Here is a 26,443-nt window from a genome sequence, read left to right as displayed (position 1 = left end):
GGCGGGAGGGGAGACTAAAATAGCGGCAAGCGCTATTTTAGGTTGGAAGCACTTCGTAAAACAATACCGGCGACCGGACAGGCGCGAATGAACTCACGGCGCACGGCTATAGATCCTCTCGGAAGGCGACGTGCTGGAGGGAGGCGAAGAGGGCGTCGAAGTTTGCCAGCGACCTGTGATGCTCCGCCTTCAGCGCGTCTACCGCTGCCACTCGGCAGCCAAATTCTCGCTGCAACGGGAGCGGAGGAACCGTCACCGGAACTCGCGCCAAGTTTGATTGGTTGATGCCGGAGATTGTTGACTGGGTAATGAACGGCTTAACGCACTTCTGCTTCACCCGTTCATTGCCAAGGTAGTGGTACAGGTACAGGGCCGTAAGCTTGTTGGGGTGAGGCGTAACTCTGATGAACGAGGATTCGAAAATTAGTGGCTCGCTCGATTTTGGAATTAGGCACGGTTTGGCGGCACCTTCCAATGTGAGAGAGCGTCGTGCAAGCAAAATGTCGTTTTCCGAGAGTGCATACTTCTCCACGTCAGACTTTGCGCAGACAACGCGTTTGAGTTGGCCGCGACGGACAACCTCACAAAAAGCGTCGCTCATATGCACCATCTCCACTCCGCCCAGTTCGGTGTAAGACTCCTTTGGGAAATACGCACCGTTCTGCAAGAGCCGCTTCAGCACAGCTTCCAGCGGTTGAACTGGAAAACGCTGCGTGTGTGAGGCAGGGTCACCAAACATGTCGAGGAAGATGGATTGGGTGAGGGTGTCGAGTTGTGCGAGGGCGGCGCGGCGCTTGACCCGCAGCGCGTCCGCTTTGTCGAGGATCTCCGCAATCCGCCGTTGTTCGGGGAGGGGTGGGAGAGGAATCTTCACCCCGCTGACGAGATCTATGTTCAGGTTCTTAACCGTCGCTCCAGCCGCTCGACGCTGGAACTCGGAATAGACAGCCTTCGAACCCAGCAGATGGTAGAAGAAGTCGGCATCGGCGTCGTGCCGGCGAGGCGAGAGCACAAGCCAGCCGTCGTGAATGCACCCCGAGGTGCGCATGATGTACGGCTTTCCGAAGCTCATGGAGTTGGTCAAAAGGAAGTCCCCCGGCTTCACTGCGCGCGAGCGCTGCGCCCCCTCTGGTCGGATGCGTTTCTTGGTCCCGGTGATGTACTTCGAACCTTCAGTCGCGTCACCGATCATGATCCAGTTGATACCGGATGGGTCGTCTGTGATGAAGTCGTCAATCGGTCGCGGAGAGCCGCCACGATTGATCTCGAAAACGTCACGGAGGGCTACAAGGGGCCAGTCACTCATCCGAGCATCCCCTCCAACTCCTTCATCCCCCGCAGGATCTCCTCCTCCAGCTTCGCCAGATCCGCAAGGATCTCCTTCGGCGCCCGGTGCTCGACCGTCTCATGCACCACTTCCTTGTAGCGGTTGAGCGAGAGGTCGTAGCCCTGTGCGGCGATGTCGGCCTTCGGCACGCAGAAGCTCTGCGCGGTGCGCGGGCGTTCGCGTTCGGCGCCATTGCGCTCGGCCCAGCGCGCCAGCACGTCGGGCAGGTTGTTCTTGCCGTGCTCCTCCGCGACCAGCGCGCTGCGCGGCACGGAGCCAAGCTTGTCTTCCGGCAGCAGCGGCGTGCGCTTGTCGTCGAGGCTCCAGCCGTCGGCGGCGACGTCGTAGAACCAGACCTGGTCGGTGCCGCCCGAGTTGGTCTTGGTGAACAGCAGGATGGCGGTGGACACACCGGCATAGGGCTTGAAGACGCCGCCGGGCAGCTTGACGACGGCGTCGAGCTTCTGGTCTTCGACCAGCATCCGGCGCAGTTGCTTGTGCGCGGTGCTGGAGCCGAACAGCACGCCGTCGGGAACGATCACCGCGGCGCGGCCGCCGGGTTTGAGCAGGCGCAGGAAAAGCGCGAGGAAGAGCAGCTCGGTCTTCTTCGTCTTGACGATCTGCAGCAGGTCCTTCGCGGTGTTCTCGTAGTCGAGACTGCCGGCGAAGGGGGGATTGGCGAGCAGCAGTGTGTATTTTTCTTCCTCTCCGGCATGGTCCTGCGCCAGCGAGTCGCGGTAACGGATGTCGGGATTCTCGACGCCGTGCAGCAGCATGTTCATGCTGCCGATGCGCAGCATGGTGTTGTCGAAGTCGAAGCCGTGGAACATGTGATGATGAAAATGCTCGCGCCGCCTGGCGTCGTGCAGGAGGTTCGGGTGGCGCTGGCGCAGGACCTCGCCCGCCGTGACCAGGAAACCGGCCGTGCCGCAGGCCGGGTCGCAGATCACGTCGGTCGGCTGCGGTGCGGTCAGTTCGACCATCAGCCGGATGATGTGGCGCGGCGTGCGGAACTGGCCGTTCTGCCCGGCGCTGGCGATCTTGCCGAGCATGTATTCGTAGACGTCGCCCTTGGTGTCGCGATCCTCCATCGGCACGGCGTCGAGCAGGTCCACCACCTTGGCCAGCAGCGCCGCCGACGGAATGGTGAAGCGTGCATCCTGCATGTGCTGCGCGTAGGTGGAGCCGTCGCCGCCGAGCGTGCGCAGGAAGGGAAAGACGTGCTCGCTGACCACGGCGTACATCTCGCTCGCGGCGAAGTGCTTGAAGCGCGACCAGCGCAGGTTTTCGAAGGAGTGGCCGCCGTTCCTGCCGATGCCGTCGTTGCCCGCGGGGAAGATCCGGCGCGTCATCGGCGTTCCGAGCCGGGCGGAGCGGTTCTCTTCCAGCGTGTGCAGGTCGTCCAGCCGGCGCAGGAAGAGCAGATAGGTGATCTGCTCGATCACCTCGAGCGGGTTGGAGATGCCGCCCGACCAGAAGGCGTTCCAGATCTGGTCGATCTGGCTCTTGATGTTGCCGGTGATCATGAGGAGATGCTCCGAATGGTGGTCTCGTTGAGCCTTGGCGGCATGCTCGCCTTCGCCGAGGTACCCAAACGCGCCAGCCGAGGTGATCAGCATCCATACCGTGGTCGCCAGGGTCCTGTAGATCCGGAGCATCACGGGTGCCGTGGTCCACTGCTTGTACAGGAGGAGCAGCGATTGTAGTACAGATTGACCGGCATCCCGCGTTCGCCGGGCGGCGCGAGCTCGATCTCGAACGCGGCGCCGCGCAGGCCTACATCGAGCGTTATTTCGCGCGTTACCCTGGGGTGGCGCGCTACATGGCGACGACGCGCGAGGCCGCCAGGACGCAGGGCTATGTCGAAACGGTTTTCGGCCGCCGGCTGTGACTGCCGGAAATCCGCTCGAGCCAGGCCGGTCGCCGCCAAGGCGCCGAGCGGGCGGCGATCAACGCCCCGATGCAGGGTTCGGCGGCCGATCTCATCAAGTCGGCGATGATCGCCGTGCAGGGCTGGCTCGACGCCGAGCGCCTGCAGACACGCCTCTTGATGCAGGCGCACGACGAACTCATCCTCGAAGTGCCGGACGACGAACTGGCGCGTGTGCGCGGGGAACTGCCGTCGTCGGCTGTTGGTTGGACCGGAGATCTCCGCACGAGAAAGATCACCCCCGCCAATCGGCCCGTGGCCGACGGTCGTACGGTGCGCCCCCCGACGACGCCGTGTGGCTGCTTTGCGGAAAACGCTCTCAACGGCTACTATCGGCCAGAGCCGGCCGTAGCAGCCCAAGAAATCGAGCCGGACGAACGGCAGCGAACTCATCAGTGAATCCCAATGACAACGACAGAAAGCCAGATTGAGCAGGATCTGATCGCCAAGCTTGAAGCGCTGAAATACGACTATCGACCGGAGATTTGTGATCGGGCATCGCTGGAGGCAAATTTCCGCGAAAAATTCCAGAAACTGAACCGCGTTAGCCTGAGCAACAGCGAATTTGAACGGCTGAAGGACGATCTGGTTACGGCCGATGTCTTTGCCGCATCCCGCCGTCTGCGCGAGATCAACAGCTTCGAGCGCGACGATGGCACGCCGCTGTTCTACACACTGGTCAATATCAAGGACTGGTGCAAAAACACCTTCCAGGCCGGTTGCGTCGAAGCAAACACCCACACCGAGACCCTGGTCCGACGGCTGCTATCCACCGACTACACCGACAAGGTGATCGTCACCACCATCCAGAAGCTGGGTATCGCGCTCGACGGCACCCAAAAGCGCAAATACAAGGAACGCCTGGAGGCGCTGCGCAACAAGCGCGTGGTCTTCATCTTCGACGAATGCCACCGCTCCCAGTTTGGCGACAACCACAAGGCCATCAAAGACTTCTTCCCGAATGCACAGCTCTTCGGCTTCACCGGCACGCCCATCTTTGGCGACAACGCCAGCAAAGTGAAGGTGCAAGACCAGCAAGCCAACGACATCACCACGGAAGACGTCTTCGAGAAGCAATTGCACGCCTACACCATCACCCACGCCATTGCAGACCGCAACGTGCTGCAATTTCACGTCGACTACTTCAAGGCCGACGGCAAGGACAAAGACAAGGCCACTGGCGAACTCAAGCAGCAAGCCGTGGCGGACACCATTCTAGCCAAGCATGACACCGCCACCGCCGGGCGCAAGTTCAACGCCCTGCTGGCCTGCGCCAGCATCAACCACGCCATTGCCTACCACGAACTTTTCAAGGAAACCCAGGCCAGGCGCTTGGCGGCAGACCCGAGCTTTCGCCCACTCAATATCGCCTGCGTATTCTCGCCACCGGCCGAAGGCGACAAGGACGTGCAGCGCCTCAAGACCAGGCTCGACCAGTACACCGATCTCACCGAGGTCGAGCAGGCCAACATTGCCGCCGTGATGCCCGAAGACCAGCTCAAAGCCTTCCGCGGCGCGTATCTCGAAACCGCCAGGCGCCTCAAGGCCCGGCAGGGCACCGGCCAGCCAGACCGGCTCAGCGGAGCTACTAGGCTGCGCGCAACGCGGCGGGCATTGCCGCCGAGGGCGGCATCCACAGTCTTCGCCACGCCTCCGCCACGCACCTGCTCGAAGCCGGCGTTGATCTGTTCAGCATCGGCCGCCTCCTGGGCCATGGCCATCTGTCGACGACCGCGCGGTATCTGCATCTGGCGCGTTCGTCGCTCACCGGAAACACCTCCCCGCTCGACCGGCTCCCGCCGCGTCCCTGAGCCCCAGGGGTGACGCTGGCCGAGATCTTCCGCCGGCACGGGCCGGCGTACCTCGCGAAGCACGTCCTGTCGTCGGCCAAGGCCAAAGTGTGGCGGGCGATCGTTGCCTGTCGCACGGTCCTCCTCGGTGGCCACGTCGAGACCTGCGACTGTTGCGGGGTGACGCGACCCATCTATCATCGCGTCGCGATCTCGAACGAGCGTCTCGTCGCCAGGGACGACACGACGGTCCGTTTGCGCGTGCGCGCGAAGTCGGGCAGACGCGTGGTCGCCTTGCCGGCGGAGGAGTTCCTCGATCGCTTCCTGCTGCACGTCTTGCCGAGCGGTTTCAAGCGAATTCGCCATTACGGCCTGCTCGCTCCGGCCGCGAAGGCGACGCACCTCGCTCTCGCCCGCCAGGCCTTGTCGGCGCCCCAACCCGATCCGGTGATCACCGCATCGGTGGAGGAGTTCCTGCAGCGCGTCGGCCGCGCCGAGTGGGCGCGCTGTCCCCATTGCCGCGAGGGACGGTTTGTCGTGACCGCGGCGATTATGCCCCTGCGACAGGCGACGCCGCACAACCGCTCTGTGCGGGGACCACCGTGAGAGCGCTCCGGCGGTACCGAAACGCTTCCAAGTGCGCGCAATGGCAGCTCCACCCGCCAGGAGAGAACTCGTCGGCAACGTGCCCAAACCTCGAGGGCGCTGCGGGACAGGGCTCACCAGCGCGTGCTTATCGCTCCTACCCCACCTCCACAACCCGCGGGAAGGCACCGATGAAGCCCTTGCCACCCCGTCTGACCCCTCCCCGACCCAAGGCGCGGAACGCTTACAATTCCCATAACTGCTGCCGCCAAGGCGCTTTAGTATCTGTCCAGAAATAAGTTGTACAAGTTCAAACCGATGGCCGGATGGTGTAGTTCCATTCACCATGAAACTCGGAGCGTTCTATGTGAACTTTATCGAGTTCATCATCAGTCACGTGTATGCCTTTCGCGTAGGTGTTGGTATCCATCTCCGCCTCAATTTTTAGGCCTGCTTGTGTGGTGGTGGCAGCAATCAAATTGACGATGACCTCATGGCTGACCAGAGGCTTTCCTCGCCAATTCATACTGATGTAGCTGAACATCCGATGTTCGATCTTATTCCATTTGCTAGTTCCCGGTGGAAAATGGCAGATCGAGATGCATAGGCCGGTTTGGTCGGCCAGACGCTGTAAAGCGACCTTCCATAACCGTACTCTCGCCCCATTGCTGCCACCACCATCCGCAGTCACCAACAGTTCGGTAGCCCCGGGATAACGAATTCGTCCCATCTTTTCCCACCACCGTCGTAACGTTTCCACCGCAAACTCGGCGGTGTCATGATCGACCCCAACGCTAACCCAACCGGTGTTTGCCGTTGGATCATAGACGCCATAGGGATTCACTTTGCCTAGGGTCTTGTCGATAAAGTCATGAACGCGAACCGGTTCGGGGTTTCCTTTGGGGCGCCACTCTCGGCCTCCATTTTTGAAGTCCCCGACGAGTTCCTTTTTCTTGGTATCGACTGAAACCACAGGCTGTCCCCGTCGTTGGAAATCCTCGACTCGACCGTGAATGTAACGGAATTGAGCATCCCGGTCCGGATGGACGGTGCCTTCCTTGGTCTTTTGATTTCCCTGAAGGCTATAGCCCAACTTATCCAGCAAAACCGCTACGGTCTGACGACCAATCCGGTGGCCTTGTTGTTCAAGGGCCGCCGCCAGTTGACGGGTACTCAGACAGGTCCACCGTAAAGGATTCTCAGGGTCTCCCCGGGTGGTCGGTTCCACCAATCTTTCCAGCGCCGAGAGCAATGTCGGCTCGTGCTCGATCAGCTTCTTGCGTCCACCCCCTGCTTTTCGGACGTGTCTACGAGAACCCGCCGGGTCGTCCTGGGCATGACCGCATTTTTCCGAATACAGCGTCATTCGCGATAGCCCCGTGGCTTTAGCGACGATGCTTTGTCCGCCGTAACCGAGCGCCTCGGCTTCCGCCAACGCCCACACACGACGCCCCCGCTCATCCAAAACCGTGGACACGCGCTCGAACTTCTTACGGATCGTTTCAACTAGCTCGTCATTACTCATGACGAGATCGTCGCCTACTCGTATAAGTTGTACAAGTTATTTCTGGACAGATACTTAGTCCAACGAGGTTTATCTGCCGCGGATACGTCTGCAGTTGAACTCGACCGGCTCGGCGCGGCAGATAAACGCTATTCGTTGCGGCGCAATCCACGTCCGCGGCGACCCGCTGGCTCAAGTCTCGAACGGGTTCAGCAGCGGCACTCCGAACGGCTTGAAGTCAGCCACGTTTCTGGTCACAACCGTGAGGCCGTGGACTTTGGCCGTCGCCGCAATCATGGCGTCCTCGTACACGGTGTCCGACCGCCTGTGCATCAACTGAGCCCACGCGCGGAAGGTCGCCGCGTCCATCGAGAGAACGTTGTATGAGCCGGCCACCATCTCAAGCCAAGCTTCGATCTCTGATGCCTTCGCCTCATCCTGCTCACGCGTGATCTCGATGCCAGACTGAATCTCGCCTATGGTCACCGCAGAAAGATGAAGCTGCGTATCTTCGAGTCCTTCAAACCATGCCAGCACGGCTCCGTGAGGCTTCGGTTTGCGCAGTTCTGAGACAATGTTGGTGTCAAGCAGGTACATCAGTTCACCTTGCTGCCGCCGGCGTGCGCCTGCGAGCTGCACCGCGCGCAGGAACAACAAGCTCGGTTCGTCCCTGATCAGAAAGCAGGAGTTGCTTGAGTGAAGGCCGCGCTGCAGCCTGGAGTCGCCGCCATTCGTCTATGGGCACCAGTACAGCGGCCGCTGCTCCTCGCTTCGTCACCATCTGTGGTCCTTCGGCTAGGCAAGTTTCGAGGAACTCACTGAACCGTGCCTTGGCGTCCTGGATAGGCCATATTTGCATTGCTCGCTCCACAATGACTAGTATGCTGACTAGTCTAGCATCATCCGACGCACGGCGCCGCCTAACGGCCATGACTTTTCCAGGCCCCCCGATCATGAAAGTCACGGCCGTTTCCCTCTCCCCCGACCCCTTTCTCCTTACTTCCGCGAGTTCGGAATCGACGCGAGCGCCATTCCCGCGGGGCCGGGGCGCGTGCCCTTCAGCACCCACCGCAGCCGCCGACGTGCTGGAGGAATTCAAGCCCGCCGTCGTGAGTTTTCATTTCGGCCTGCCTGCACCCGAACTGCTGGAGCGGGTACGCAGGTGGGGTGCGAAAATTCTTTCTTCTGCAACAACTGTCGACGAAGCGCTCTGGCTGGAGGCGCGTGGAGTTGATGCCGTCATTGCGCAAGGGCTCGAAGCGGGCGGGCATCGCGGTAACTTTCTGTCGGAGGATCTCAACACGCAGGTCGGCACGTTCGCATTGGTGCCGCAGATCGTTCGGGCGGTGAAGATCCCGGTCATCGCAGCCGGCGGCATCGCGGACGCCAAGGGTGTCGCGGCAGCCATGGCGCTCGGCGCTGCCGGGGTGCAGATCGGGACAGCCTATATGTTGTGCGCCGAAGCCACCACGAGCGCGGTGCATCGCGCGGCCCTGAAAAGCGACGCGGCTCGCGTCACGGCGCTCACCAACCTGTTCACCGGACGGCCCGCTCGCGGCATTGTGAACCGCCTGATGCGCGAAATTGGGCCCATGAGCCCCGCCGCCCCGGCTTTTCCTCTAGCGACTGCAGCCATCGCTTCCTTGCGCGTGAAGGCTGAAAGCCTGGGCAGCGGTGAGTTCTCGCCCTTGTGGGCCGGGCAAAATGCGAGCGGATGCAAAGAGGTTTCCGCAGATCTTCTTACGATAGAACTGGCGGGCGCACTCGAAGATGCACGCTAACCCGCCAATCAACACGGACCTGTGCCAGCGGCGCTGCGCACCGCAGACACAGGCTGACTAGGAACAGCGCGGCGATACGTGATTTGTCACAACTCATTCTGTTTGATGGTCGTCATTCGCCCGAGCACGGGCCGACATGCATTGGCTTCTCACCGAAGGCTTCTTGCTTGCGTTGGAACTGCGGTGGCTTGCATCATGTCGTGTCTCTCGCGAGCGATTGGCGTTTTGCGAGAGCACGGCTTCCAACCCCGATGGCGAGCGCGACGACGACCAGAATGGCCGCGACGGCGAACGTGATCCTCATACCTGCGGCAACAGCCTCGGGACGCGCCGTTGTGATGTCGGTCGTCGCGGATGCGAACACAAACACTGCACCCATAACGGATGCCCCGGTGATGAGTCCAATATTGCGCGATAGGCTGAGCAAGCCAGAAATGACGCCGCGCTGGTCTTGCCGGATACCAGCCATGACGGTGGTGTTGTTAGCGGTCTGGAACAGCGCATAGCTGGCGGTGATAATGACGAGGGGGGCGATGTAGCCAGATATGCCGAGCCACGCCGGCACTATGGATAGAATGAAGGAGCCTGTCGCTACACCGATGAGCCCGACGATGGTCATGCGATCAGAGCCAAAGCTATCCACACTGCGGCCAGAAGGAACTCCGCTCAATGCGGCGGCAAGCGGACCGACCGACATGACGAGTCCGACAAGGGTCGCATCGAGACCGAGCGCACGAGATAGATAGAACGGGCCGACCACCAGCGTCGCCATAATCACCGTCGATACGAGCGCGCTCATGGCGAGATTCGTACTCAGCATTGAATTGCCGAACATCTGCAATTGAATCAAAGGTGATGCTACTCTCGTCTCGGCACGCATGAAGAGGCCGACTCCGAATGCAGCGGCCAACAACAGAGCCAGGTTGAGAAAACCGAAACTACCGTGCCCAATTGTCATGGCGAGCGCATAAGCCAAAAGCGCCAGGGCAAGAAGCAACGTGCCCACATGATCGAAGCCGACCCGGTTGGTCTTCGGCCCTTGGCGATCAACGGGCAGGTAGCGACGCGCGAGAAGAAAAGCCAGGATACCCAGCGGTACCTTGACGAAAAAGATTGCCCGCCAACCGAATCCGGCGATCAGAACACCACCAAGCGACGGACCGAGCGCGGTACCAATCGCAGACATCGTTCCGAGCAGCCCCATGGCGCTACCGGTCTTTGCCTTTGGAACCGTCTCGCCGACAAACGCAATGGTGAGTGCCATCATGATGGCCGCGCCGAGGCCCTGCACTGCCCGGGCCGTTATCAGCAGCCAGAGCGTGGGAGCAACGCCGCACAGGACCGAGGCCACGGTGAACAGGAAGATTCCGGCGAGTAGCAGCCTCCGGCGACCGGTGATGTCACCGAGCCGTCCGACACTGACGATCAGGGTGGTGATGGCGAGAAGATAGGCGAGGACGATCCACTGGACTTCCTGGAAAGAGGCAGCGAACGCTTGTGCTAGCGTTGGCAAGGCCACATTGGCGACGCTGGTGCCAAGCGAGGACAACAACATCGATAACGAAAGGCTGGCGAGCACCCAGCGAATCGACGGTGCCTGTTCCACACTTCCAACTACTACCTCATCTTGTTCCGCAATGGTCGGATTCATCATGAACTCCTTTTCCCGACGACTCCAAAATGGAGCGGTCAGAAACTGACTCTATTCCTATGTCGGACATAGCGGAAGGCGCATTGTTTGCACTTTATTCGTGCGTTTGACGCCACATCATAACCAGGCTGTGCTATGGTCGATGCATGTCGAAACCAGATTTCAACCTGCTGGTTACTCTTGATGTGTTGCTCGCGGAAGGTAGTGTTGCACGCGCCGCCCGACGGTTACGGCTTAGCCCGTCAGCTATGAGCCGGGCGCTGGCGCGGTTGCGTGAAACGACGGGTGATCCGCTGCTGGTGAGAGCTGGACGCGGTCTCGTCTCGACGCCAAGGGCGCTCGAACTGCGCGAACGTGTCAGTCAGCTTGTGCAGGATGCTGAAGAGGTTCTACGCCCGGCAGAAAAGCTCAACCTCAAACAGCTAGTCCGAACATTTACACTGCGGACCAGCGAAGGCTTTGTGGAGAACTTCGGGCCAGTCCTTATTGCTCGCGTCGCCGAGGAAGCGCCCGGCGTGCGGCTGTGCTTCGTACAGAAGCCAAACAAAGATAGCACGTCACTTCGCGAAGGAATTGTCGATCTGGAAACAGGAGTTGTTGAGGAAAAGACGGCCCCGGAATTGCGTGTACAAGCACTATTCATAGACCGTCTCATCGGTGTTGTGCGAATCGGCCATTCGCTGTGCCAAGGCGAAATCACGACTACCCGTTATGCGGTCGGCAGGCACATCTGCGTCTCGCGACAGGGACCGGACAAGGACCCAATTGACGAGGCTCTCAAGCCATTCGGGTTGGAAAGAAAAATCGCCGTGGTCCTCGTCGGTGGCTTTTCGACCGCGCTCGCTCTGGCTAGGGCCTCCGATCTGGTTGCCAGCGTTCCTGAACGACATACTGGAAACCTTCGCGCCGGAATGCATAGTTTTCCGATTCCGGTCTCCACGCCGGAGTTTACAATTTCATTGCACTGGCACCCGCGGATGGATTCAGATCAAGCGCATCGTTGGCTGCGCGGGTGCGTTCGGAATGTATGCGCGGAAAAACTCACGGATTCGTCGATATGCAGAGAATCCGCCGCCGAGTGAAAGGACGTTACGAGATTTAACTACCTTTCTCGGCCTCTCGTCAAAATGACCCTAGTCGCCAGTGAATGTTTGTTCCTGGCGCACATCGGTCAACAAGGCAGGAGGCAAACGACCGCTTATTTTCCGATTCCTGGCCGACAGCACGCACACGTAATGGATCCCAAGAGCTGCCGTTGCTCTTCCCATCCATTGGCGAATTACCGCTGCCGCACAGCTTTACAATTTCATTGCACTGGCACCCGCGGATGGATTCAGATCAAGCGCATCGTTGGCTGCGCGGGTGCGTTCGGAATGTATGCGCGGAAAAACTCACGGATTCGTCGATATGCAGAGAATCCGCCGCCGAGTGAAAGGACGTTACGAGATTTAACTACCTTTCTCGGCCTCTCGTCAAAATGACCCTAGTCGCCAGTGAATGTTTGTTCCTGGCGCACATCGGTCAACAAGGCAGGAGGCAAACGACCGCTTATGGGAATTTCCGTGAAGGTCCGTTCCTGGCCGACAGCACGCACACGTAATGGATCCCAAGAGCTGCCGTTGCTCTTCCCATCCATTGGCGAATTACCGCTGCCGCACAGCTTGCAGTTGCAAGCGGTTTGCCAGTGAAATCCTGGCTCAGGCGGTGGCTGCACATTGTGCGGCCGCTTTCCTGACAACTCCAGCCTGATGTCTGACGAGGTGCCAGCGGCGGCAACGGCCGAGAAGCCGACCGTCGCCACGGTGGGTTGAAGGTCGCTCCTGGTCGTTGGCGTCAACGAGGCGAACTGCAAGCGCCAGAGGCGACAGCCGGCCATTCGCCAAACACGCGACGATTCGGCGATGAAGCGTTCCGTGCCAATGAAATCGCCCCGGTCGCCTCCAATCTGCCGGATCTCAACGTCGAGGGCGCAGTCGCCGTCTCGTCTCACTCGCATACCACCGGCAAACCTGCGACACTCTGACAAGGGCCAGCCGGGTTCCAGGAAGGCCGCTCCGATGGAAAGGCAAGCATTGCGCGCCCCGCTTCACCGGGACTACTCCACCGCCGTCGCCGCTGGTGATGGATCCGTTGGCAGCCGTTCGCCTTCGTCGCTCTCTTTCATGATCTGATCGATCTTCTCCTGCAGCGGATCGCCCGAAGGTTCAGTGGGCGATACGACCGGCGCAGGCGCTGCCGGTTCCTGGGGAGGTTCCTGTTTTCGAGCGGGCTTTACGATCCGTTGCGGCTTGGGTTCGGCGACCGGTTCTTGCGACAGGAGGCTTCGGAACCAGCCCTTGATGCGCGCCCAGAGGCCGGTATCTTCCGGCGCCACGAAGCGCGCATGCGGATCGATGAGGCGAGCGCGCAAGGCGTTCCGGAAAAACTCACCGACCACCGGCAGGGCGCTGTGCGCCCCCTGACCCCAGTAGTCGCTGCGCAGCGTGACGCGGCCGTCGTTGAAACCGACCCACGCCCCGGCGACCAACTGCCGGTGCATCAGGATGAACCAGCCGTCCGCGTTGTCCTGCGTCGTGCCGGTCTTGCCGGCCACGTCGGCGCGGATGCCATAGCGGCTGCGGATGTCTCTGCCGGTGCCGCGGTTGATTGCGCCGCGCAGGTTGTCGAGCAGCGTGTAGGCAACGTCGCGTTCGAGCGCAATGTCGGGATCCTGCGGGCTGAATTCTTCGATGACCCGGCCGTCGCGGTCTTCGATGCGGCTGACCAGCAGCGGCTCGAGGTAGCCGCCACCGTTCGCGATCGTCCCGTAGGCGGCAACCATTTCCTTGAGGGTGACGGGGCTGGTGCCCAGGGCCAGCGATGGCACGGCCTCGAGCTTGCTCTGGCGCACGCCCATTTGGCGGGCGAGGCTCGCCACCTTGGCGGGGCCGACTTGCTGGATCAGTTGCGCGGTGATGGTGTTCTTCGAGTAGGCGAGCCCGTCGCCCAGGCTCATCGCCTCGCCGCTTGGTGGCGCGCCATCGGTGGGCCGCCAGACCTCGGTACCGCCGACGTCGATTTCCACCGCCTGGTCGATCAATCGGTCGTTCGGGCTGGCGCCCTGGCGGTACGCTTCGCCGTAAACAAAGGGCTTGAAGGTCGATCCGGGCTGGCGGCGCGCCTGCTGCACATGGTCGAAGGCCTCCTGCTCGAAGTCGCGGCTGCCGACCCAGGCCTTGACGTGGCCGTTGCGCGGATCGATGGCCAGGAAACCGATCTGTATCTGCGTCTTTTGCTGGCGCAGCGCGCGCATGAAGTCCTTGTCGGCCTGCAGTTCCTGCATGGCCTGGGCAGACGTCCGGCCCTTGGCGATGGCGGCGGCGTACTCCGGCGATTCGCGGATGAAGGCCTGGACCAGGCTGGAGTCGTTGCTCCACGCCGAGCGCTTTCCCCAGGCCGCGTTGGCGAGGTTCTGCAAGCTGTTGCCCTGGCGCGTCACGGCCTGGTTGGCCGCTGCCTGGAGTCGGGAATCGATGGTCGTGCGTACCACCAGCCCATCGCCGTAGATGCTGTAGTCGTTGCGGTCGGCCCAGGCAATCAGCCACTTGCGCAGTTGCCTGGCGAAATGCGGTGCCGGCCCAGGGGGCTCCGTCTGTCGCTCGAAGTCGATACGCAAGGGTTTCTTGCTGAGCGAGTCGAACTGTTTCGCGGTCAGTTTCTCGCGCTTGACCATCTGTTTCAGCACCGTGTTGCGCCGCTGCAGGGCTCTCTCGGGATTGAGCACCGGGTTGTAGTAACTGTTGCCCTTGAGCATGCCGACCAGCGTCGCGCTTTGCAGCACGTCGAGCTGGTCGGCCGAGGTATCGAAATAGGTGCGCGCCGCCATCTCGATGCCGTAGGCGTTGTAGAGGAAAGGCACGGTGTTGAGGTAGGTCTCGAGGATTTCGTCCTTGCTGTGGATGGCCTCGATCTTCAATGCCGTGATGGCTTCCTTGATCTTGCGCGTCAGCGTCGGCGCCCGGCCGATCGCCTCCGGATACAGGTTGCGGGCTAGCTGCTGCGTCAGGGTCGAACCCCCCTGGCGATCGCCCCTCAAGCTGTTGAGCGCGGCGGCGGCGGTACGTCGCCAGTCGAGACCGAAATGCGCATAAAAGCGGTGATCCTCGGTGGCGATCAGGGCGTCGATGACCTGTGGCGAAATCTCCGGGAGTGCGACCCATTCCCGGTTGGATTGCTTGAACTCGGCGAGTTTCCTGCCATCCGCCGAGAGGATCTGCGCCGGTTGTTCCGATGACGCCTTGCGGATGCTGCTGATGCTTGGCGTGAAAGGGATCAGGATCAGCACATAGAGCAGAAACAGCGCCGGCACTGCCACGAGTGTCCGGATCACCCCGCGCCGGGTGGGGTGGCGGAGGGAGTCGAGTGTGCCGGCCAAGCGGGCGGAAGGGCACGGGGCAATCCGGATCGCCGACTGTTTCAGTTCGCCGAGCAAGGAGCGTATTGATGCCATGAAAGGTTCATTTCGGGCCCGAACGGGCTGGTGCGCAAGCGTTCTTGCCAAGGTTTTTCGGGTGGGAGACGCAACTTCCACAGGACAGTGTATCGGTATGTTCTCCCGCTTCGGGTATTTTTTCACGACGTCGCTGGCGTTCGCCAGGCTGGCGCCGGCGCTCTGCCATGAGCACGCGGCGGGCGAGGGTCGTGAACGGCCGGTCTCCTTCGGCAGCCGGTGCGCACGGGCTAGCGACCGGCAGGCGGTCGGCGTTTGACCTTCCCCGGAAAGGCCACCTATACTCGTGCCGATGCCGCTCAACTTCCGCTCCCCGTCTTTTGCCGCCTGCTTCCGGGCACTTGCCGCGATCCTGCTGCTTGACCAGATGGCAGCGGTCCGAGCATGCGCCGGGAATTGTACGCGGGGTACGCGGGGTACGCGGGGTACCCGCCGCGCCCCTTGCAGGAGAAGGCGGTCAGGAAATCGTGCCCGCATGGTCCGCACCGGGCACGGGCAAAGCCATGGGCAAGAAGACCACAACAGTTGGCCCCTACGACATCCGGGGATCGTCGCCCGTTATCGAGACATTTTCCAGGTCCGACCCTGATGGCCGACTATCCGCAGGGCCTGGTTCGCACGCGTGAACTGTCCGACGGCAGGGCGGTGACCATCCGTCCCATCCGCCCCGAGGACGCCGAGATCGAGCAGGATTTCGTGCGGCACCTTTCGGAAGAGTCGCGGTATTCCCGTTTCATGTCGCAGTTGCACGAGCTGTCGGCAAGCAAGCTGAAGTACTTCACCGACATCGACTACGACCGCCATCTGGCGCTGATTGCCGTTGCCGTCGAAGGCGACCGGGAAATCGAAATCGGCGTCGCGCGCTATGTCGGCCTGCCGAAACACGACCGCTGCGAGTTCGCGATCGCGGTCGACGATGCCTGGCAAGGTTCGGGCGTCGCGCGGATACTGATGACGGCGCTGATGGATGCCGCCCGCGAGCGCGGCTTCCGGAACATGCAAGGTACGGTGCTGGCGACCAACCATCGGATGCTGGGCTTCGTCCGGCGGCTCGGCTTCTCGGTGCACAGCGATGCGGAGGATCCGGGCACGGTCACGGCCGAGCGACAGCTCTGACTACGGGCGGCCTGCGCGAGCGGCATGGGCCGGTCTGGCGGGGCAGGGCATTCATTGATTTCTGATACCAGTATGTCATCATGTCGTCTCTCCTCGGAAAAAATGGGAAACCGCCGCGACGCGGCGGCCCGAGGAGGAAGGGAGATACGGGTGCGCAAGCTTTTTGTCAGTCACAGTTCCAAGACTCCCGATAACATCAAGCTGCTCCATGCCCTCTGCGCCAGGTTGGGGCAGGCCGGAACTGGTTGCGAGGTCGTCTTCGATCAGGGCGGCATGATCGTCGGCGGCGCTGACTGGTACAACACGATAAGCCGCTGGATGGCCCAGTGTCACGCAGCGGTGATCCTGTTCTCCAAGGCCGCCCTGTATGACTCGGACTGGGTCAAGAAGGAAGCCAACAATCTCGCCTGGCGCAAGGAACTCCAGAGCAACTTCTTCCTCATCCCCGTGCTTCTGGATGGACTGGAGCCGAAGGATCTCGAAGCGGAACTGACCGGAATTCTCAACATCACCGTCAACCAGTGCATCCGGGAGGTAGACGATACCGAGACTCTGGCTCAGGCGATCCTCGCTGCAATCGCCTCGCAGAGTGCGCTGGTCGGGTGCGAACCGATCGACCCATCCGAGCCCACCTTCGAGCCAAACGAGGGTTCGATCGCGCACCTGCTGCATCGGGCGGCGGGCGCAGACGACCTGGCGGAGGTGGCCGGACGGATCGGGGTGAAGCTTCCCGCCTGGCCGCCAGACGCAGGCAGGCAAGCAGCACTCGGCCTCGCGCGATATCTGCTCGAAGAGCCGAATACAGGCATCGAGCGCCTGCAGGAAGTGCTGGACAAGTTCGCGGTCTACGCCGAGAAGCTCGACAAGCGATACGCCGACGAACTTCTCCAGCACCTGCAGGCGCGATGGGTGTCGACGGAGGCCGCGCGTACGCTGCCGGCAACAGCGGTCGAGCGGCGCTTCGCAGCACTCAACGGCCAGCACCTCGGCGGCTACACAGCGTCGCGTTATGTCGAGCGAGCCTGGCCCCTGACGCGCCGCCGGGAAGTCGTCCCGGTGGCTCCGGGCAGCCGTACCTACGAGGCCATCCGCCGTGACATCGAGGACCATTTCGCGCGCGGCCGCGTCCTCACCCCGGAGGCCAGAACCGATCGGGTCAACAAGCCGACAACGCCGATCGTCGTCCTGTTGCCGACGCTATGTATCGAGGGACATTCGCCTCATCGCCTGCTCGATCGGCTGCGCGACACCTTCAAGCGGGTGATCTTTCTCATCGATGCAGGTCCGGTCGTGCCGGCGTGGTTGCCCGATGATGTGAGCTTGCTGGAACCCGCCCTCGACATTGGCACCGAGCAGTCCCAATTGGACCTGTTCGACGACGCCAGGGACTTCATCGACCATCAACTCTACGGAAGTGTCAGAAATGGGTGACGAGATCTATCAGCCAAAGCATTTCCGTCTTCCGGCAAGCAACGTCTGGCCGGGGGGCGCCGACTTCCCGCCTTATGTCTTCAACGAGGAGATCACGATCGCCGCCGACGTGGCGTTCGCCACGGGCCGGCCGCTGCTGGTATCGGGCCCGCCAGGCAGCGGCAAGAGCATGCTCGCGCCGGCACTGGCGTCGCTCAAGAGATGGCGTTATCTGCAATACACGTTTACCTCGCGCAGCCGGCTGGAGGATCTGACCGGCGATCTCGATCACCTGCGCCGGCTCAACGACGCGCAGGCCGCGACGCCCGGGCAGAGCCTGCCGCCCCGCTGGACCTATCTGCAGCCCGGTGTGCTCTGGTGGACCTTCGATCCGGCAGGGGCGGGCACGCTGGGCGCCAGCGAAAGCGAGCGGCGAAACCATGCACAGCACTTCGAAGCCCCGCGACATCCGGAAAGCGGGCGGACGCAAGGCAATGTAGTGGTTTTGCTGGACGAGATCGACAAGGCCGAGCCCGATTTGCCGAACGACCTGCTGGAGCCGCTCGATCGCCGACGATTCCAGGTGCCCCAGGGGCCCGAGGTGAAGGCAGGTGGCAGACTGAAGTATCTGGTGCTCATCACCACCAACGGCGAGCGCGAGCTGCCGCCGGCCTTCCTGCGCCGCTGCGTCTGCCTGTCGATCAAGGACCCCGACAAGGACCGGCTGCTCGCCATTGCGGCCCAGCATTTCCCGAAGGGGAACGAAGACCTGCACCGGGGCGTCGCGGAGCGGCTTCTGGAGCATCGCCGTAGCGCCAAATCGATGGATCTGCGCCCGCCGAGCACCAGCGAGTTCCTCGACGCCATCCGGGCCTGTGCGCAACTCGGCATCCAGCCCGACCCGCAGGATCGGGTATGGCAGCAGATCGCCAAGGCCACGCTGGCCAAAAGGAGCTTCGAGGATGAGCGGGAACAGGATGTCGGCACGGCGTGGTGAAATCGGGCTGGGCGATCTCGCCACCGCCCTCGCCAGGCTGGAGATCGTCTCCGAGGCACAACTGCGCGTCGTGGGCCGTTGCCTCGGGCTCGGCGGACTGTCGTTCGGATCGGTCGGCACGCTGCAAACTGCGGCGGACGCACGCCTCAAGCACCGGCGTCCGCCGCCCAGGCCCCAGGAACCGAAACCGCAGCGGCAGCTACCGCCCTTGCCTGCAGCACCGCCCGGTCCGCCGGCGGAGCGTCTGGACACCGTCATGGAGCCATTGCCGGCGGCGGTGTCCAGCGAAATCCTTCGCCCTGAATGGTTCGCACAGCCCGCCGCGGTTATCCCGAGAGAGCGTGGCGCGCCCCGGGCCGCGCTGTTTCCCCAACACACGGCACCCGGCCTCCTGAGTGCCGCGGTCGCCACGCTCCGCCCCGGCCGGTGGCCCGACATCGACCGGCTGGTGGAGCACATCATTGCCAACCGGCCGTTTCGCGAGGTACCCAGGCTGCCGGTTCCCAGTCAGTCGCGCGGCGTGCAGCTGCTACTCGACCGCAACGCGCCGATGACCCCGTTCTACGCCGACCAGGGCGATCTGGTACGTTCCTTCGCCGCGGTCGTCGGCCAGTCGCGCTGCGAGGTATGCGAATTCGTCGACGACCCGGCCGCCGCATGCGCGTACTCCTTGGCTGACCAGCCAACGGCCTGGCGCCCACAGCCAGGCCGGCCGGTGGTCGTCGTCAGCGATTTCGGCCTCGGCGAATCCTCGGGGTCCGCCCCTCGGCTCCCGCCACAGGCCTGGCGGCGTTTCGCCACCGCGCTCAAGCGGCGCGGCTGCCCGCTGATCGCCATCGTTCCTTTCCCGCCCGCCGCCTGGCCGGTGTGGGTCGAGCGTCACTTCATCGCCATCCATTGGGACCCGCGCACGCGCGCGGAGAACGTGCGTGCCCTGGTTGGCGCCGGACATCTGGTCGCGCCATGAGCTGGGTGCAGCCGCAGCCTTATGACCACCGGCTGTTCGACCAGATCGATCTCGGATCGCCCTTCGGCCGCCTGTGCCTGATCCTGGCACCGGCGCTGCGGATCGAGCCACGCCTGCTGCGCAACGCCCGCCAGCGCTATCTGCCCCGTAGCGACGCCAGCCTGGAGAATCGGCTGTGGTTCAGTCGCGTGATCGAGACCCGTAGCACACGTTCGGTGAACCTGCGGCCCGGCCTGGCGCGACGGCTGGTCGATCAACTCGCGGTCCAGGGCGGCCCGCATGGCCGCGAACGGCTGGCGAGAATCTGTGACTTCATCGCCGAGCAGACCCGCGACTGGGACCCGCTGGACCGGATCGAGCAATCCCTGCGCTGGGCGGTCAGGGACGACGACCAGGCGCGGGTCGGCGAACTCCTGCGCGAGTTGCTCCGCCGGATCGCTACCAGCAGCGAGGAGCGCAGCCGCGCCGATCTGGCCCGCTGGATCAAGGGCGCACTGCCGCCCTTGCAGGCCGTGACCGAGGCCCATCGCGAAAGCGGCTGGCTGGCGCAGTTCGCCGGTGCCGCCCTCGGCGACACCGGCATCGTCCTGCGCGGCCACGGCACGCCGCGGGAGCCGATGCCCGGCTGGCTCGCCACGCTCCTGCCGGCGAGCGCTGGCCTGACGCTCGGCCTTCGCCTGGGTCGCAGCGACGAGCGCCTGATTCTCGAATGTCTGGAACCGGAGCCCGGCCTGCCGCGTCTGGACCTGTTCACGCCGGCACCGGCACCGGTGCATATCGAGTGCGAAAATCGCGCGCAAGGCTCGCCGGGCTGGGTGTCGCTGTTCGTCGGCTGCCGCATCCCGGTTGGTCGGTCTTGCCACGCCCTGATCCTGCAGACCCTTGACGGTCGACGCTTCCGGGTGGCGAGCCGCGAGGGCAGCGAAGCGATCCGTGCCGATCATTCACCGTCAAGGAGTGTGGTTTTCGTGTGCGCGTCGGGAGACGAGAAACACGCGTTTCGCCTCGCCGACTTGCTGAAACGGCAGGGCGTTTCCGTTCGCGTCGAGCCACTCGCGGCGTCGATGCGGAAAATGCCTGACTCCGCTGCCGCGGCAGACCCCGACGAGCAACTGGTGGTGCTGTGGTCCCGGCATGCCGCCAGCGCAATGGAGAACGATCCCGAGCGGGTACGCAACGTCTTCTCGCCGGCAGCGTCCGGCGCGGCTTACCGTTTGCTCATCGGACTCGACAGGACGCCGCTTCCCGAGGGCATCGGCGCCGGCGGAGCCCCGGCGGCACGACTCGATTTCTCCGAAAGGTCGGCTGATTGGGGCAGGGACGAAGCGCAAGCCGTGCTGTCCGCCTTGTCGTCCGAACGTCCGGTGGTGCTGCAAGTCCTGCGGTCGGACCACACGCTCGAGGAATTCAGGCCGGCGCGCCTGGCCGCCGACGTTGCCGAAGTCTTGCCGGCCACCCCAGGCCGGCAGGAACGGGCGAGCGCCCTGGCACAGCAGATCGAAGCCAGCCTGCGGCGGCGCCGTCCACGTGGTGGCATCGTCGATACCGTCGAGATCGGCGGCGAAGTCGAACGGGCTCTCGTCCGCGCCGGCGAGCACGAAGCCGCCCGCGCTTACGCGGAACGTGGGCTGCGCGGCCTGAGCAGCGACCGTGGCAGAGACCCGGCCCAAACGCCCTCCGAACCCGAGCGGGAGCCCCTGGCCGAGGCGAAGAAGACCGCCGCGACCGACATCTACCTGAGCCACGCCCGCGCCGACCAGTCGGTCGCCCGTGAGCTGGCCAAGCGGCTCACCGGAGCGGGCTTGCGCGTCTTCCTCGACGTCGCCAGTGTGCGAGCAGGGGATAACTGGCATCAGAAGGTCGAGGAGGCCCGTTGTGTCGTGGTCCTGTGGACCAGCGCGGCGCGCGAAAGCGATCATGTTAAGGCGGAGGCCGCTTGGGCCATCGAGCGGAACAAGTATTTCCCGGCCGTGCTGGACGATTTCCCGAGCCCCCCGCCTTTCGCGAGCCTCCCGCCGATGTTTACGCGGTACCAAGTCGCCGACCTACGGGGTTGGCCGCGGCAGAAGGAAGCCGAAGCTGCCTTCGAGCGGTTTCTGATGGAACTCAGGGACTCCATCGCGGTACTGACAACATACTGACAAAATTATGGGAAGATTTCCCCGTGGATGGAAGCGGCTTGTCAGTCAATGCCGGACGCACTCGCAGCCGGTTTTACGCGCGGGAGATAGGCCATGTTTCGAATCCTGAGTCTTGACGGCGGCGGCATCAAGGGCGCGTTCGCCGCATCGGTACTCGCCACGCTCGAAGAAGATACGGGCTGCGCGGCAGCCGATCACTTCGATCTGATCGCCGGCACGTCCACCGGCGGCATCATCGCCATCGGACTCGGACTCGGGCTGCCGGCGAGGAAGGTCTGCGACTTCTACGCCGGGAAAGGCTCGACGATCTTTCCCGGGACCAGCCTGGTGCAGCGAACCGGGGGGCGGTTGCGACAGCTTTTCGGCCCCAAGCACTCGCAGGCAGTGCTGCGGGATGCCTTGGTGGAAGTTTTTGGCGAGCGCAAGTTTGGCGAGTCGAAATGCCGCCTGGCGATTCCCGCCTACGACGCCATCGGCGGGCGCATCTTCGTGATCAAGACGGCGCATCACGAACGCTTCCGCTACGACATCGATGCGCCGGCGGTCGATGTCGCGCTGGCGACCTCGGCAGCGCCGACCTACTTCGCCGCGGCGCCCTTTCCCACCCATGCCGATGCCAGTTACGTGGATGGCGGCGTGTGGGCGAACAGCCCGGTCATGGTGGCGGTGACCGAGGCGGTGGCCTTCCTCGGCATTCCGCTGGACGATATCGATGTGCTCAGCGTCGGCACGACAACCACCCCCTTCAACATCGCTGCGCACGTCCAATCCGGCATCGCGCAGTGGAATGCCGGTCTGGTCGAACTGATGTTCGAAGGCCAGATGGAAGCTGATCTCGCCCAGGCGAAGCTGCTGCTCAACGGGCGCCTGCACCGCATCGACGTCACGGCCCGGGAGGGCGAATTCTCCCTCGATGACGCGCGCCCCGAGAAGATCCAGCGCCTGATCAACCTCGGACGAGCTGAGGCCGTCAAGAAGAAGAACCTCGAGGCCGTCAAGGCACGCTTCCTGAACGGCGTGGCCGCCACACCCTTTAAACCGTTTCATCAGCCGGCCGGCTGAATACACAGGAGTCCGAAGCATGGATACACGTCCCCCGCTCATTCTTCATCTATTGGCTCACCCAAAGTCGGTGGCGGCCAACGAAATGGCCACGGCACTGATGCACCGCTTCGTCGAGCCGCCGGCGAGCGGCGGTTTGCGCATTCCGGTGTTTTTCACACCCGACCGGGGCGACGATCTCCCGCCGACCTTGAGCAGCACCGGCGACATCCGGCTTGCGGCAGCCCAACATACCATCGTCGTCGTGCTGGGGGACGAGCGCATGCTACGCACGCTACCGAACGGGACGGGCGATGCCTGGATCAAGTTCGTGAAAGGCGCGATCGCACGGGCGCCGCTCGATTCGAGCCCGCACCATGTCCTGCCGGTGGCATTGGATCAGGAAGGATTCCGCCTCGGCGACGCGATCCACATTCTGCCCGCGACGCTGGCGCCTGGCGTCAGCGCGAGCGACGCCAAGGAGCGTCGCCTGGCGGAGGTGTCGTTCCACATCGCGGCGCGGTCGATTCAGTTGCTGGGGCACGGCAAGGTTCCGGCGATCGCGCCGGATCGCATGCAGGCCCCGGTGCGGATCTTTCTCAGCCACGCCAAGGCCGACCTGGACAAACAACACCACGACGACCCGGTACGCCAGGTCCGCAACTTGTTGAACGAACTGCCGGTCGAGCAGTGGTTCGACGCGCAGCAGATCGCCACCGGCCAGGATTTCGCCGACGCCATCTCCGCCGGCATCCGCGATAGCTCGATCATGCTCGCTTTCCAGACCGATCACTATAGCTCGCGTCCGTGGTGCCGGCGCGAGGTGCTGGAGGCCAAGCGCTTCGGGGCGCACGTGTTGATGGTCGAAGCGCTTCAGTCGGGCGAGCCGCGCAGCTTTCCCTATGCTGGCAATGTGCCGACGGTGCGCTGGCAATTCCGTAAGGATGCGCGGGTCGATGCCCAGCGGGTGATCGACCGGGCCGTGCTGGAAGCGCTGCGCTTCAAGCACAACCGGGCAGTGCTGGACAGCACCGCCGCGCCGGACGAGTGGGTGCTGCCGGCCGCGCCCGAGGCCCTGACCTTGGCGATCGCATGCGCCGACCTGGACCACGACAAAACCTTCCTCTACCCGGATCCGCCGCTGGGCCGGGAGGAGCTGCAGGTGTTGCAGCAGCTTCGCCCCAAGGCCCGCTTCCTGACGCCGCTGAGCAAGGTCGCGCGCTGGCAGCGGCCTGCGTCTATCGACACCATTGCGGTCTCCATATCCGACAGCGATGACGCGCGCAAGTACGGCCTGTCGACCGAGCATTTCGCCACGCTGACCGACGAGATCCATCTGTACCTGCTGCTGGCGGGGCTGAAGATCGCCTACGGCGGCGCGCTCAAGGGCAGCTTCTCCGGCGCGCCCAACTTTACGGTGCGCCTGTTCGAACTGGTGCGCGCCTATTCGAAACTTGCCCAGGGGGCCGAGGCGTCGCCCCTGGAGGGTGCCGTACTCAATGTCGCTCCGTGGCCGCTGCGCTTGGACTATGGCGACGCCGAATGGAAGTTGTTCGCCGGGAAGGTCGCAAACTACGAGGAAGGTCCACGACCCGATCTGCCTTGGGGTGACGACGAGGTGTTTCCACCGTCGGCGGGTGCTCGCGTGCTCGCTTCGGATACGCCGCAGCGCCGCTATGCATGGGCGCGTGGCCTGACCGCGATGCGATCGCGCATCATGGCGCTCTCGCAGGCACGGCTGCTGACCGGCGGCAGACTGGCGGGATTCGCCGGTCTGGTGCCCGGCGTGGTGGAAGAAGCCTGCTTGTCGCTGACGCAGCAGAAACCGTTGTACGTGGCCGGCGGCTTCGGCGGTGCAGCGCGGGCCGTGAGCGATGCGCTGCTCGGCATCGAGCGGCTTGAGTTCGCGGATATGTGGTCGCGGCAGCACATCCCTGATTTCGATGCAGCACGGGGGTTCTACGCACAGGGCGGCGGCGAATTCCGCTCCCTGGCACAGATGGGCAAGGACATCGGCGCATGTGGCACAGCCGGCCTGGCGTCTGCGCTGAACAACGGACTCGACGAGGTGGAAAACCGGGAACTGATGGCTTCCACGGATCCGCAGCGAATTGCCTGGCTAGTGCTTACGGGGCTCGCGCGACTTTGACCTGAGGGGTTGAGCGCGCTCGGAAACCGCGCCCCGCTCCGGGTTGCTCGTGGTCGCTGTTTCCCGCTTGCCTGCCTCGAGAAGCCGTCCTACTATTCGCCGGTCGTCGTCTCGCACGCCAGGCGACCGGCTCGCTGGTCACTCTGGGCAGCGCGGCACCGGCTACTCGCCAGACGCCCTGAAAGCACTGCCATTGACCCACCGATCCGCCTCGTGAACCCTGATCGACCGACATCCTTCGCCGCGAGGTCGCTCGCGCGGCTCGATCACCTGCAGTGGCCGGCCGTCGTTGCGATCGGCGTCGCGCTCGGTGGCGGCGCCGGCGGGGCAGGGTTCTTCTTCGGCGAAGCGCCCGGCTGGGTGATCTTCTGGCTGGCGCTCTTCGCCGGCATTGGCTGGCTCGGTTACACGGCGGCTCCGGTCTTCGACGAGCGCCGGCCGGACGTTGCTCCGCCGCGCCCGCGCCGGGTGTGCGACGGAGATCTGCTGATGGTGGACCTGCCGGGCGGCGATTTCCGGATGGGTTCGCCGGCTTCGGACGACCTGGCCCGCGACGACGAGAAGCCGCAGCACCAGGTGACGCTGGCGCCTTTCCGGATGGCAATCACGCCGGTCACCGCCGAACTCTATTGCGAGCTCATGGGGCAGCCGTCGACCGGCGATGAACCGCGTGTGGCGCGACTGCCGGCAACCGTCGTTTCCTGGCTGGATGCCGTCGAATTCTGCAATCGGCTGTCGGTGCGCGCCGGCTATCGGCCGTGCTATTCGCGCGGACTTTTCGGCGGCTGGCGCTGCAACTGGCGCGCCGATGGCTATCGCTTGCCGACCGAAGCCGAGTGGGAATACGCCTGCCGCGCGGGCAGCACGAGCCGCTTTTGTTTCGGCGACGATCCGGCGGAGCTTGACGCCTACGCGTGGTACGAAGGCAACGCAAAGGGCGCGGCGCAGCCCGTGGCGACCCGGCGGGCGAATGCGTGGGGCTTGTACGACATGCACGGCAATGTCTGGGAGTGGTGCTGGGATTGGTATGGAAGCCACGCATCGAGACCCGAGAACAATCCACGGGGACCTATGAGGTCGAAGACCGGGAGGCGGGTTTTGCGCGGCGGCTCGTTCCAGAACGGCCTCTGGCGTGACGATTTCGGTTCCGCGGCCCGGGGCTACCTTCCGCCCGAGTACTATCGCTCCGCGCCGCGTTTTGGTGACGAGATCGAGGTCTGGGTTGGCCCCGGGAGCCTCGGGTTTCGGTGCGTGCGCGTCCCACACCAGCATGTCGACCGATCAACCCATAGAGCCTTTTGAACCCGTTCGCCTCAGCATTCGGGCTGCGCCGCTTGCCTCGCCGGCAGTCGAGCCAGGCCCACCACAACCGACTCCGATTGGCGATGCGCTGGAAGCTGCCGGCCATCAGCCTGCGCATCGAGCGATGTTGTGGGGAGTGATCGCATCGAGCAAGCGGATCGCGCGGTTGCCCATTGAGCGAGCCAGCGGATCTTCGGGCGCGGCGCGAGCTTTCCTGACCAACCGGACGCTGAAATCCCACGTGGCGGCGAAGATCGGTGCGC

17 protein-coding genes and 3 pseudogenes are annotated in these 26,443 nt (G+C 63.5%); 13 read left to right on the top strand and 7 right to left on the bottom strand.

The features are described from left to right. Window positions 1-106 precede the first annotated feature (106 nt). A complete protein-coding gene (locus tag V5B59_RS16545; protein WP_332352044.1) occupies window positions 107-1,306 on the bottom strand; it encodes a restriction endonuclease subunit S in 1,200 nt (399 codons plus the stop codon). After that, window positions 1,303-2,853 (bottom strand): class I SAM-dependent DNA methyltransferase, encoded by a 1,551-nt coding sequence (locus V5B59_RS16540; protein ID WP_332352202.1) that lies wholly within the window; start codon window positions 2,851-2,853, stop codon window positions 1,303-1,305. Before V5B59_RS16540 ends, V5B59_RS16545 begins: the two co-directional genes overlap by 4 nt. A gap of 221 nt (window positions 2,854-3,074) precedes the next feature. Here V5B59_RS16540 and V5B59_RS16535 point away from each other — a divergent pair. The 3 genes and pseudogenes from V5B59_RS16535 to V5B59_RS26275 all read left to right on the top strand — a co-directional run. Then, window positions 3,075-3,449 (top strand): annotated as a pseudogene (locus V5B59_RS16535) (DNA polymerase); the annotation flags it as partial. A 213-nt stretch (window positions 3,450-3,662) separates the two neighbouring features. After that, window positions 3,663-4,763: pseudogene (locus V5B59_RS16530) on the top strand (DEAD/DEAH box helicase family protein); the annotation flags it as partial. 329 nt (window positions 4,764-5,092) lie between these two features. Further along, window positions 5,093-5,653 (top strand): transposase, encoded by a 561-nt coding sequence (locus tag V5B59_RS26275; RefSeq protein ID WP_434735630.1) that lies wholly within the window; start codon window positions 5,093-5,095, stop codon window positions 5,651-5,653. A 289-nt stretch (window positions 5,654-5,942) separates the two neighbouring features. On the opposite strand, the gene V5B59_RS16510 is transcribed toward V5B59_RS26275, so the two are convergent. The 3 genes from V5B59_RS16510 to V5B59_RS16500 form a co-directional block, all read right to left on the bottom strand. Next, complete coding sequence (locus tag V5B59_RS16510) at window positions 5,943-7,157, bottom strand: ISAzo13 family transposase (RefSeq protein WP_332351424.1); 1,215 nt, start codon at window positions 7,155-7,157, stop codon at window positions 5,943-5,945. A 171-nt stretch (window positions 7,158-7,328) separates the two neighbouring features. Further along, window positions 7,329-7,733 carry a type II toxin-antitoxin system VapC family toxin gene (locus tag V5B59_RS16505; RefSeq protein WP_169071564.1) on the bottom strand — a complete coding sequence of 135 codons (405 nt, stop codon included), beginning with the start codon at window positions 7,731-7,733 and terminating at the stop codon, window positions 7,329-7,331. 4 nt (window positions 7,734-7,737) lie between these two features. Beyond that, the gene (locus tag V5B59_RS16500) at window positions 7,738-7,995 is read right to left on the bottom strand and encodes a type II toxin-antitoxin system Phd/YefM family antitoxin (protein ID WP_169071542.1); all 258 of its coding nucleotides are present in this window, start codon (window positions 7,993-7,995) and stop codon (window positions 7,738-7,740) included. A 129-nt stretch (window positions 7,996-8,124) separates the two neighbouring features. Here V5B59_RS16500 and V5B59_RS16495 point away from each other — a divergent pair. Next, window positions 8,125-8,917, top strand: a pseudogene (locus V5B59_RS16495) (NAD(P)H-dependent flavin oxidoreductase); the annotation flags it as partial. 193 nt (window positions 8,918-9,110) lie between these two features. On the opposite strand, the gene V5B59_RS16490 reads toward V5B59_RS16495, so the two are convergent. Further along, complete coding sequence (locus tag V5B59_RS16490; RefSeq protein WP_372703804.1) at window positions 9,111-10,571, bottom strand: MFS transporter; 1,461 nt, start codon at window positions 10,569-10,571, stop codon at window positions 9,111-9,113. Window positions 10,572-10,714: 143 nt separating this feature from the next. Between V5B59_RS16490 and V5B59_RS16485 the strand changes: the two genes are divergently transcribed. Then, window positions 10,715-11,650, top strand: a complete 936-nt coding sequence (locus V5B59_RS16485) for a LysR family transcriptional regulator (RefSeq protein WP_169071543.1) — start codon at window positions 10,715-10,717, stop codon at window positions 11,648-11,650. Window positions 11,651-12,663: 1,013 nt separating this feature from the next. Here V5B59_RS16485 and V5B59_RS16475 read toward each other — a convergent pair. Further along, the gene (locus V5B59_RS16475; RefSeq protein ID WP_169071544.1) at window positions 12,664-15,057 is read right to left on the bottom strand and encodes a penicillin-binding protein 1A; all 2,394 of its coding nucleotides are present in this window, start codon (window positions 15,055-15,057) and stop codon (window positions 12,664-12,666) included. 588 nt (window positions 15,058-15,645) lie between these two features. Here V5B59_RS16475 and V5B59_RS16470 point away from each other — a divergent pair. From V5B59_RS16470 to V5B59_RS16435, 8 genes are all read left to right on the top strand, one after another. Next, entirely contained in the window at window positions 15,646-16,173 is a 528-nt protein-coding gene (locus V5B59_RS16470; RefSeq protein WP_034911296.1) for a GNAT family N-acetyltransferase, read from the top strand. A gap of 150 nt (window positions 16,174-16,323) precedes the next feature. Further along, window positions 16,324-17,604 (top strand): toll/interleukin-1 receptor domain-containing protein, encoded by a 1,281-nt coding sequence (locus V5B59_RS16465; RefSeq protein ID WP_169071545.1) that lies wholly within the window; start codon window positions 16,324-16,326, stop codon window positions 17,602-17,604. Next, entirely contained in the window at window positions 17,597-18,580 is a 984-nt protein-coding gene (locus V5B59_RS16460; RefSeq protein WP_169071546.1) for an AAA family ATPase, read from the top strand. Before V5B59_RS16465 ends, V5B59_RS16460 begins: the two co-directional genes overlap by 8 nt. Continuing rightward, window positions 18,546-19,547: a hypothetical protein gene (locus V5B59_RS16455; RefSeq protein WP_169071547.1), complete on the top strand. Its 1,002-nt coding sequence runs from the start codon at window positions 18,546-18,548 to the stop codon at window positions 19,545-19,547. Before V5B59_RS16460 ends, V5B59_RS16455 begins: the two co-directional genes overlap by 35 nt. Further along, on the top strand, window positions 19,544-21,688 hold the full coding sequence (locus tag V5B59_RS16450) for a toll/interleukin-1 receptor domain-containing protein (protein ID WP_169071548.1): 2,145 nt from the start codon (window positions 19,544-19,546) through the stop codon (window positions 21,686-21,688). Before V5B59_RS16455 ends, V5B59_RS16450 begins: the two co-directional genes overlap by 4 nt. A gap of 93 nt (window positions 21,689-21,781) precedes the next feature. Further along, complete coding sequence (locus V5B59_RS16445) at window positions 21,782-22,750, top strand: CBASS cGAMP-activated phospholipase (protein ID WP_169071549.1); 969 nt, start codon at window positions 21,782-21,784, stop codon at window positions 22,748-22,750. Between the two features lie 19 nt (window positions 22,751-22,769). Beyond that, window positions 22,770-24,878 (top strand): TIR domain-containing protein, encoded by a 2,109-nt coding sequence (locus V5B59_RS16440; RefSeq protein WP_169071550.1) that lies wholly within the window; start codon window positions 22,770-22,772, stop codon window positions 24,876-24,878. Between the two features lie 213 nt (window positions 24,879-25,091). Next, window positions 25,092-26,180: a formylglycine-generating enzyme family protein gene (locus V5B59_RS16435; RefSeq protein WP_308240181.1), complete on the top strand. Its 1,089-nt coding sequence runs from the start codon at window positions 25,092-25,094 to the stop codon at window positions 26,178-26,180. Window positions 26,181-26,443 lie beyond the last annotated feature (263 nt).

The organism is Candidatus Accumulibacter contiguus, from assembly GCF_036625285.1.
Classification (GTDB): domain Bacteria; phylum Pseudomonadota; class Gammaproteobacteria; order Burkholderiales; family Rhodocyclaceae; genus Accumulibacter; species Accumulibacter contiguus.
Note: the sequence above shows the minus strand (reverse complement) of the source record. Positions and strands in the feature narration are given on the sequence as shown.

What these genes read in the sequence shown, in the direction of transcription:
- V5B59_RS16505 (WP_169071564.1), bottom strand. Translation starts at nt 7,733, where the DNA reads ATGTACCTGCTTGACACCAACATTGTCTCAGAACTGCGCAAACCGAAG.
- V5B59_RS16490 (WP_372703804.1), bottom strand. Translation starts at nt 10,571, where the DNA reads ATGATGAATCCGACCATTGCGGAACAAGATGAGGTAGTAGTTGGAAGT.
- V5B59_RS16470 (WP_034911296.1), top strand. Translation starts at nt 15,646, where the DNA reads ATGGCCGACTATCCGCAGGGCCTGGTTCGCACGCGTGAACTGTCCGAC.
- V5B59_RS16540 (WP_332352202.1), bottom strand. Translation starts at nt 2,853, where the DNA reads ATGATCACCGGCAACATCAAGAGCCAGATCGACCAGATCTGGAACGCC.
- V5B59_RS16450 (WP_169071548.1), top strand. Translation starts at nt 19,544, where the DNA reads ATGAGCTGGGTGCAGCCGCAGCCTTATGACCACCGGCTGTTCGACCAG.
- V5B59_RS16460 (WP_169071546.1), top strand. Translation starts at nt 17,597, where the DNA reads ATGGGTGACGAGATCTATCAGCCAAAGCATTTCCGTCTTCCGGCAAGC.
- V5B59_RS16545 (WP_332352044.1), bottom strand. Translation starts at nt 1,306, where the DNA reads ATGAGTGACTGGCCCCTTGTAGCCCTCCGTGACGTTTTCGAGATCAAT.
- V5B59_RS16485 (WP_169071543.1), top strand. Translation starts at nt 10,715, where the DNA reads ATGTCGAAACCAGATTTCAACCTGCTGGTTACTCTTGATGTGTTGCTC.
- V5B59_RS16455 (WP_169071547.1), top strand. Translation starts at nt 18,546, where the DNA reads ATGAGCGGGAACAGGATGTCGGCACGGCGTGGTGAAATCGGGCTGGGC.
- V5B59_RS16500 (WP_169071542.1), bottom strand. Translation starts at nt 7,995, where the DNA reads ATGCAAATATGGCCTATCCAGGACGCCAAGGCACGGTTCAGTGAGTTC.
- V5B59_RS16445 (WP_169071549.1), top strand. Translation starts at nt 21,782, where the DNA reads ATGTTTCGAATCCTGAGTCTTGACGGCGGCGGCATCAAGGGCGCGTTC.
- V5B59_RS16510 (WP_332351424.1), bottom strand. Translation starts at nt 7,157, where the DNA reads ATGAGTAATGACGAGCTAGTTGAAACGATCCGTAAGAAGTTCGAGCGC.
- V5B59_RS16475 (WP_169071544.1), bottom strand. Translation starts at nt 15,057, where the DNA reads ATGGCATCAATACGCTCCTTGCTCGGCGAACTGAAACAGTCGGCGATC.
- V5B59_RS16440 (WP_169071550.1), top strand. Translation starts at nt 22,770, where the DNA reads ATGGATACACGTCCCCCGCTCATTCTTCATCTATTGGCTCACCCAAAG.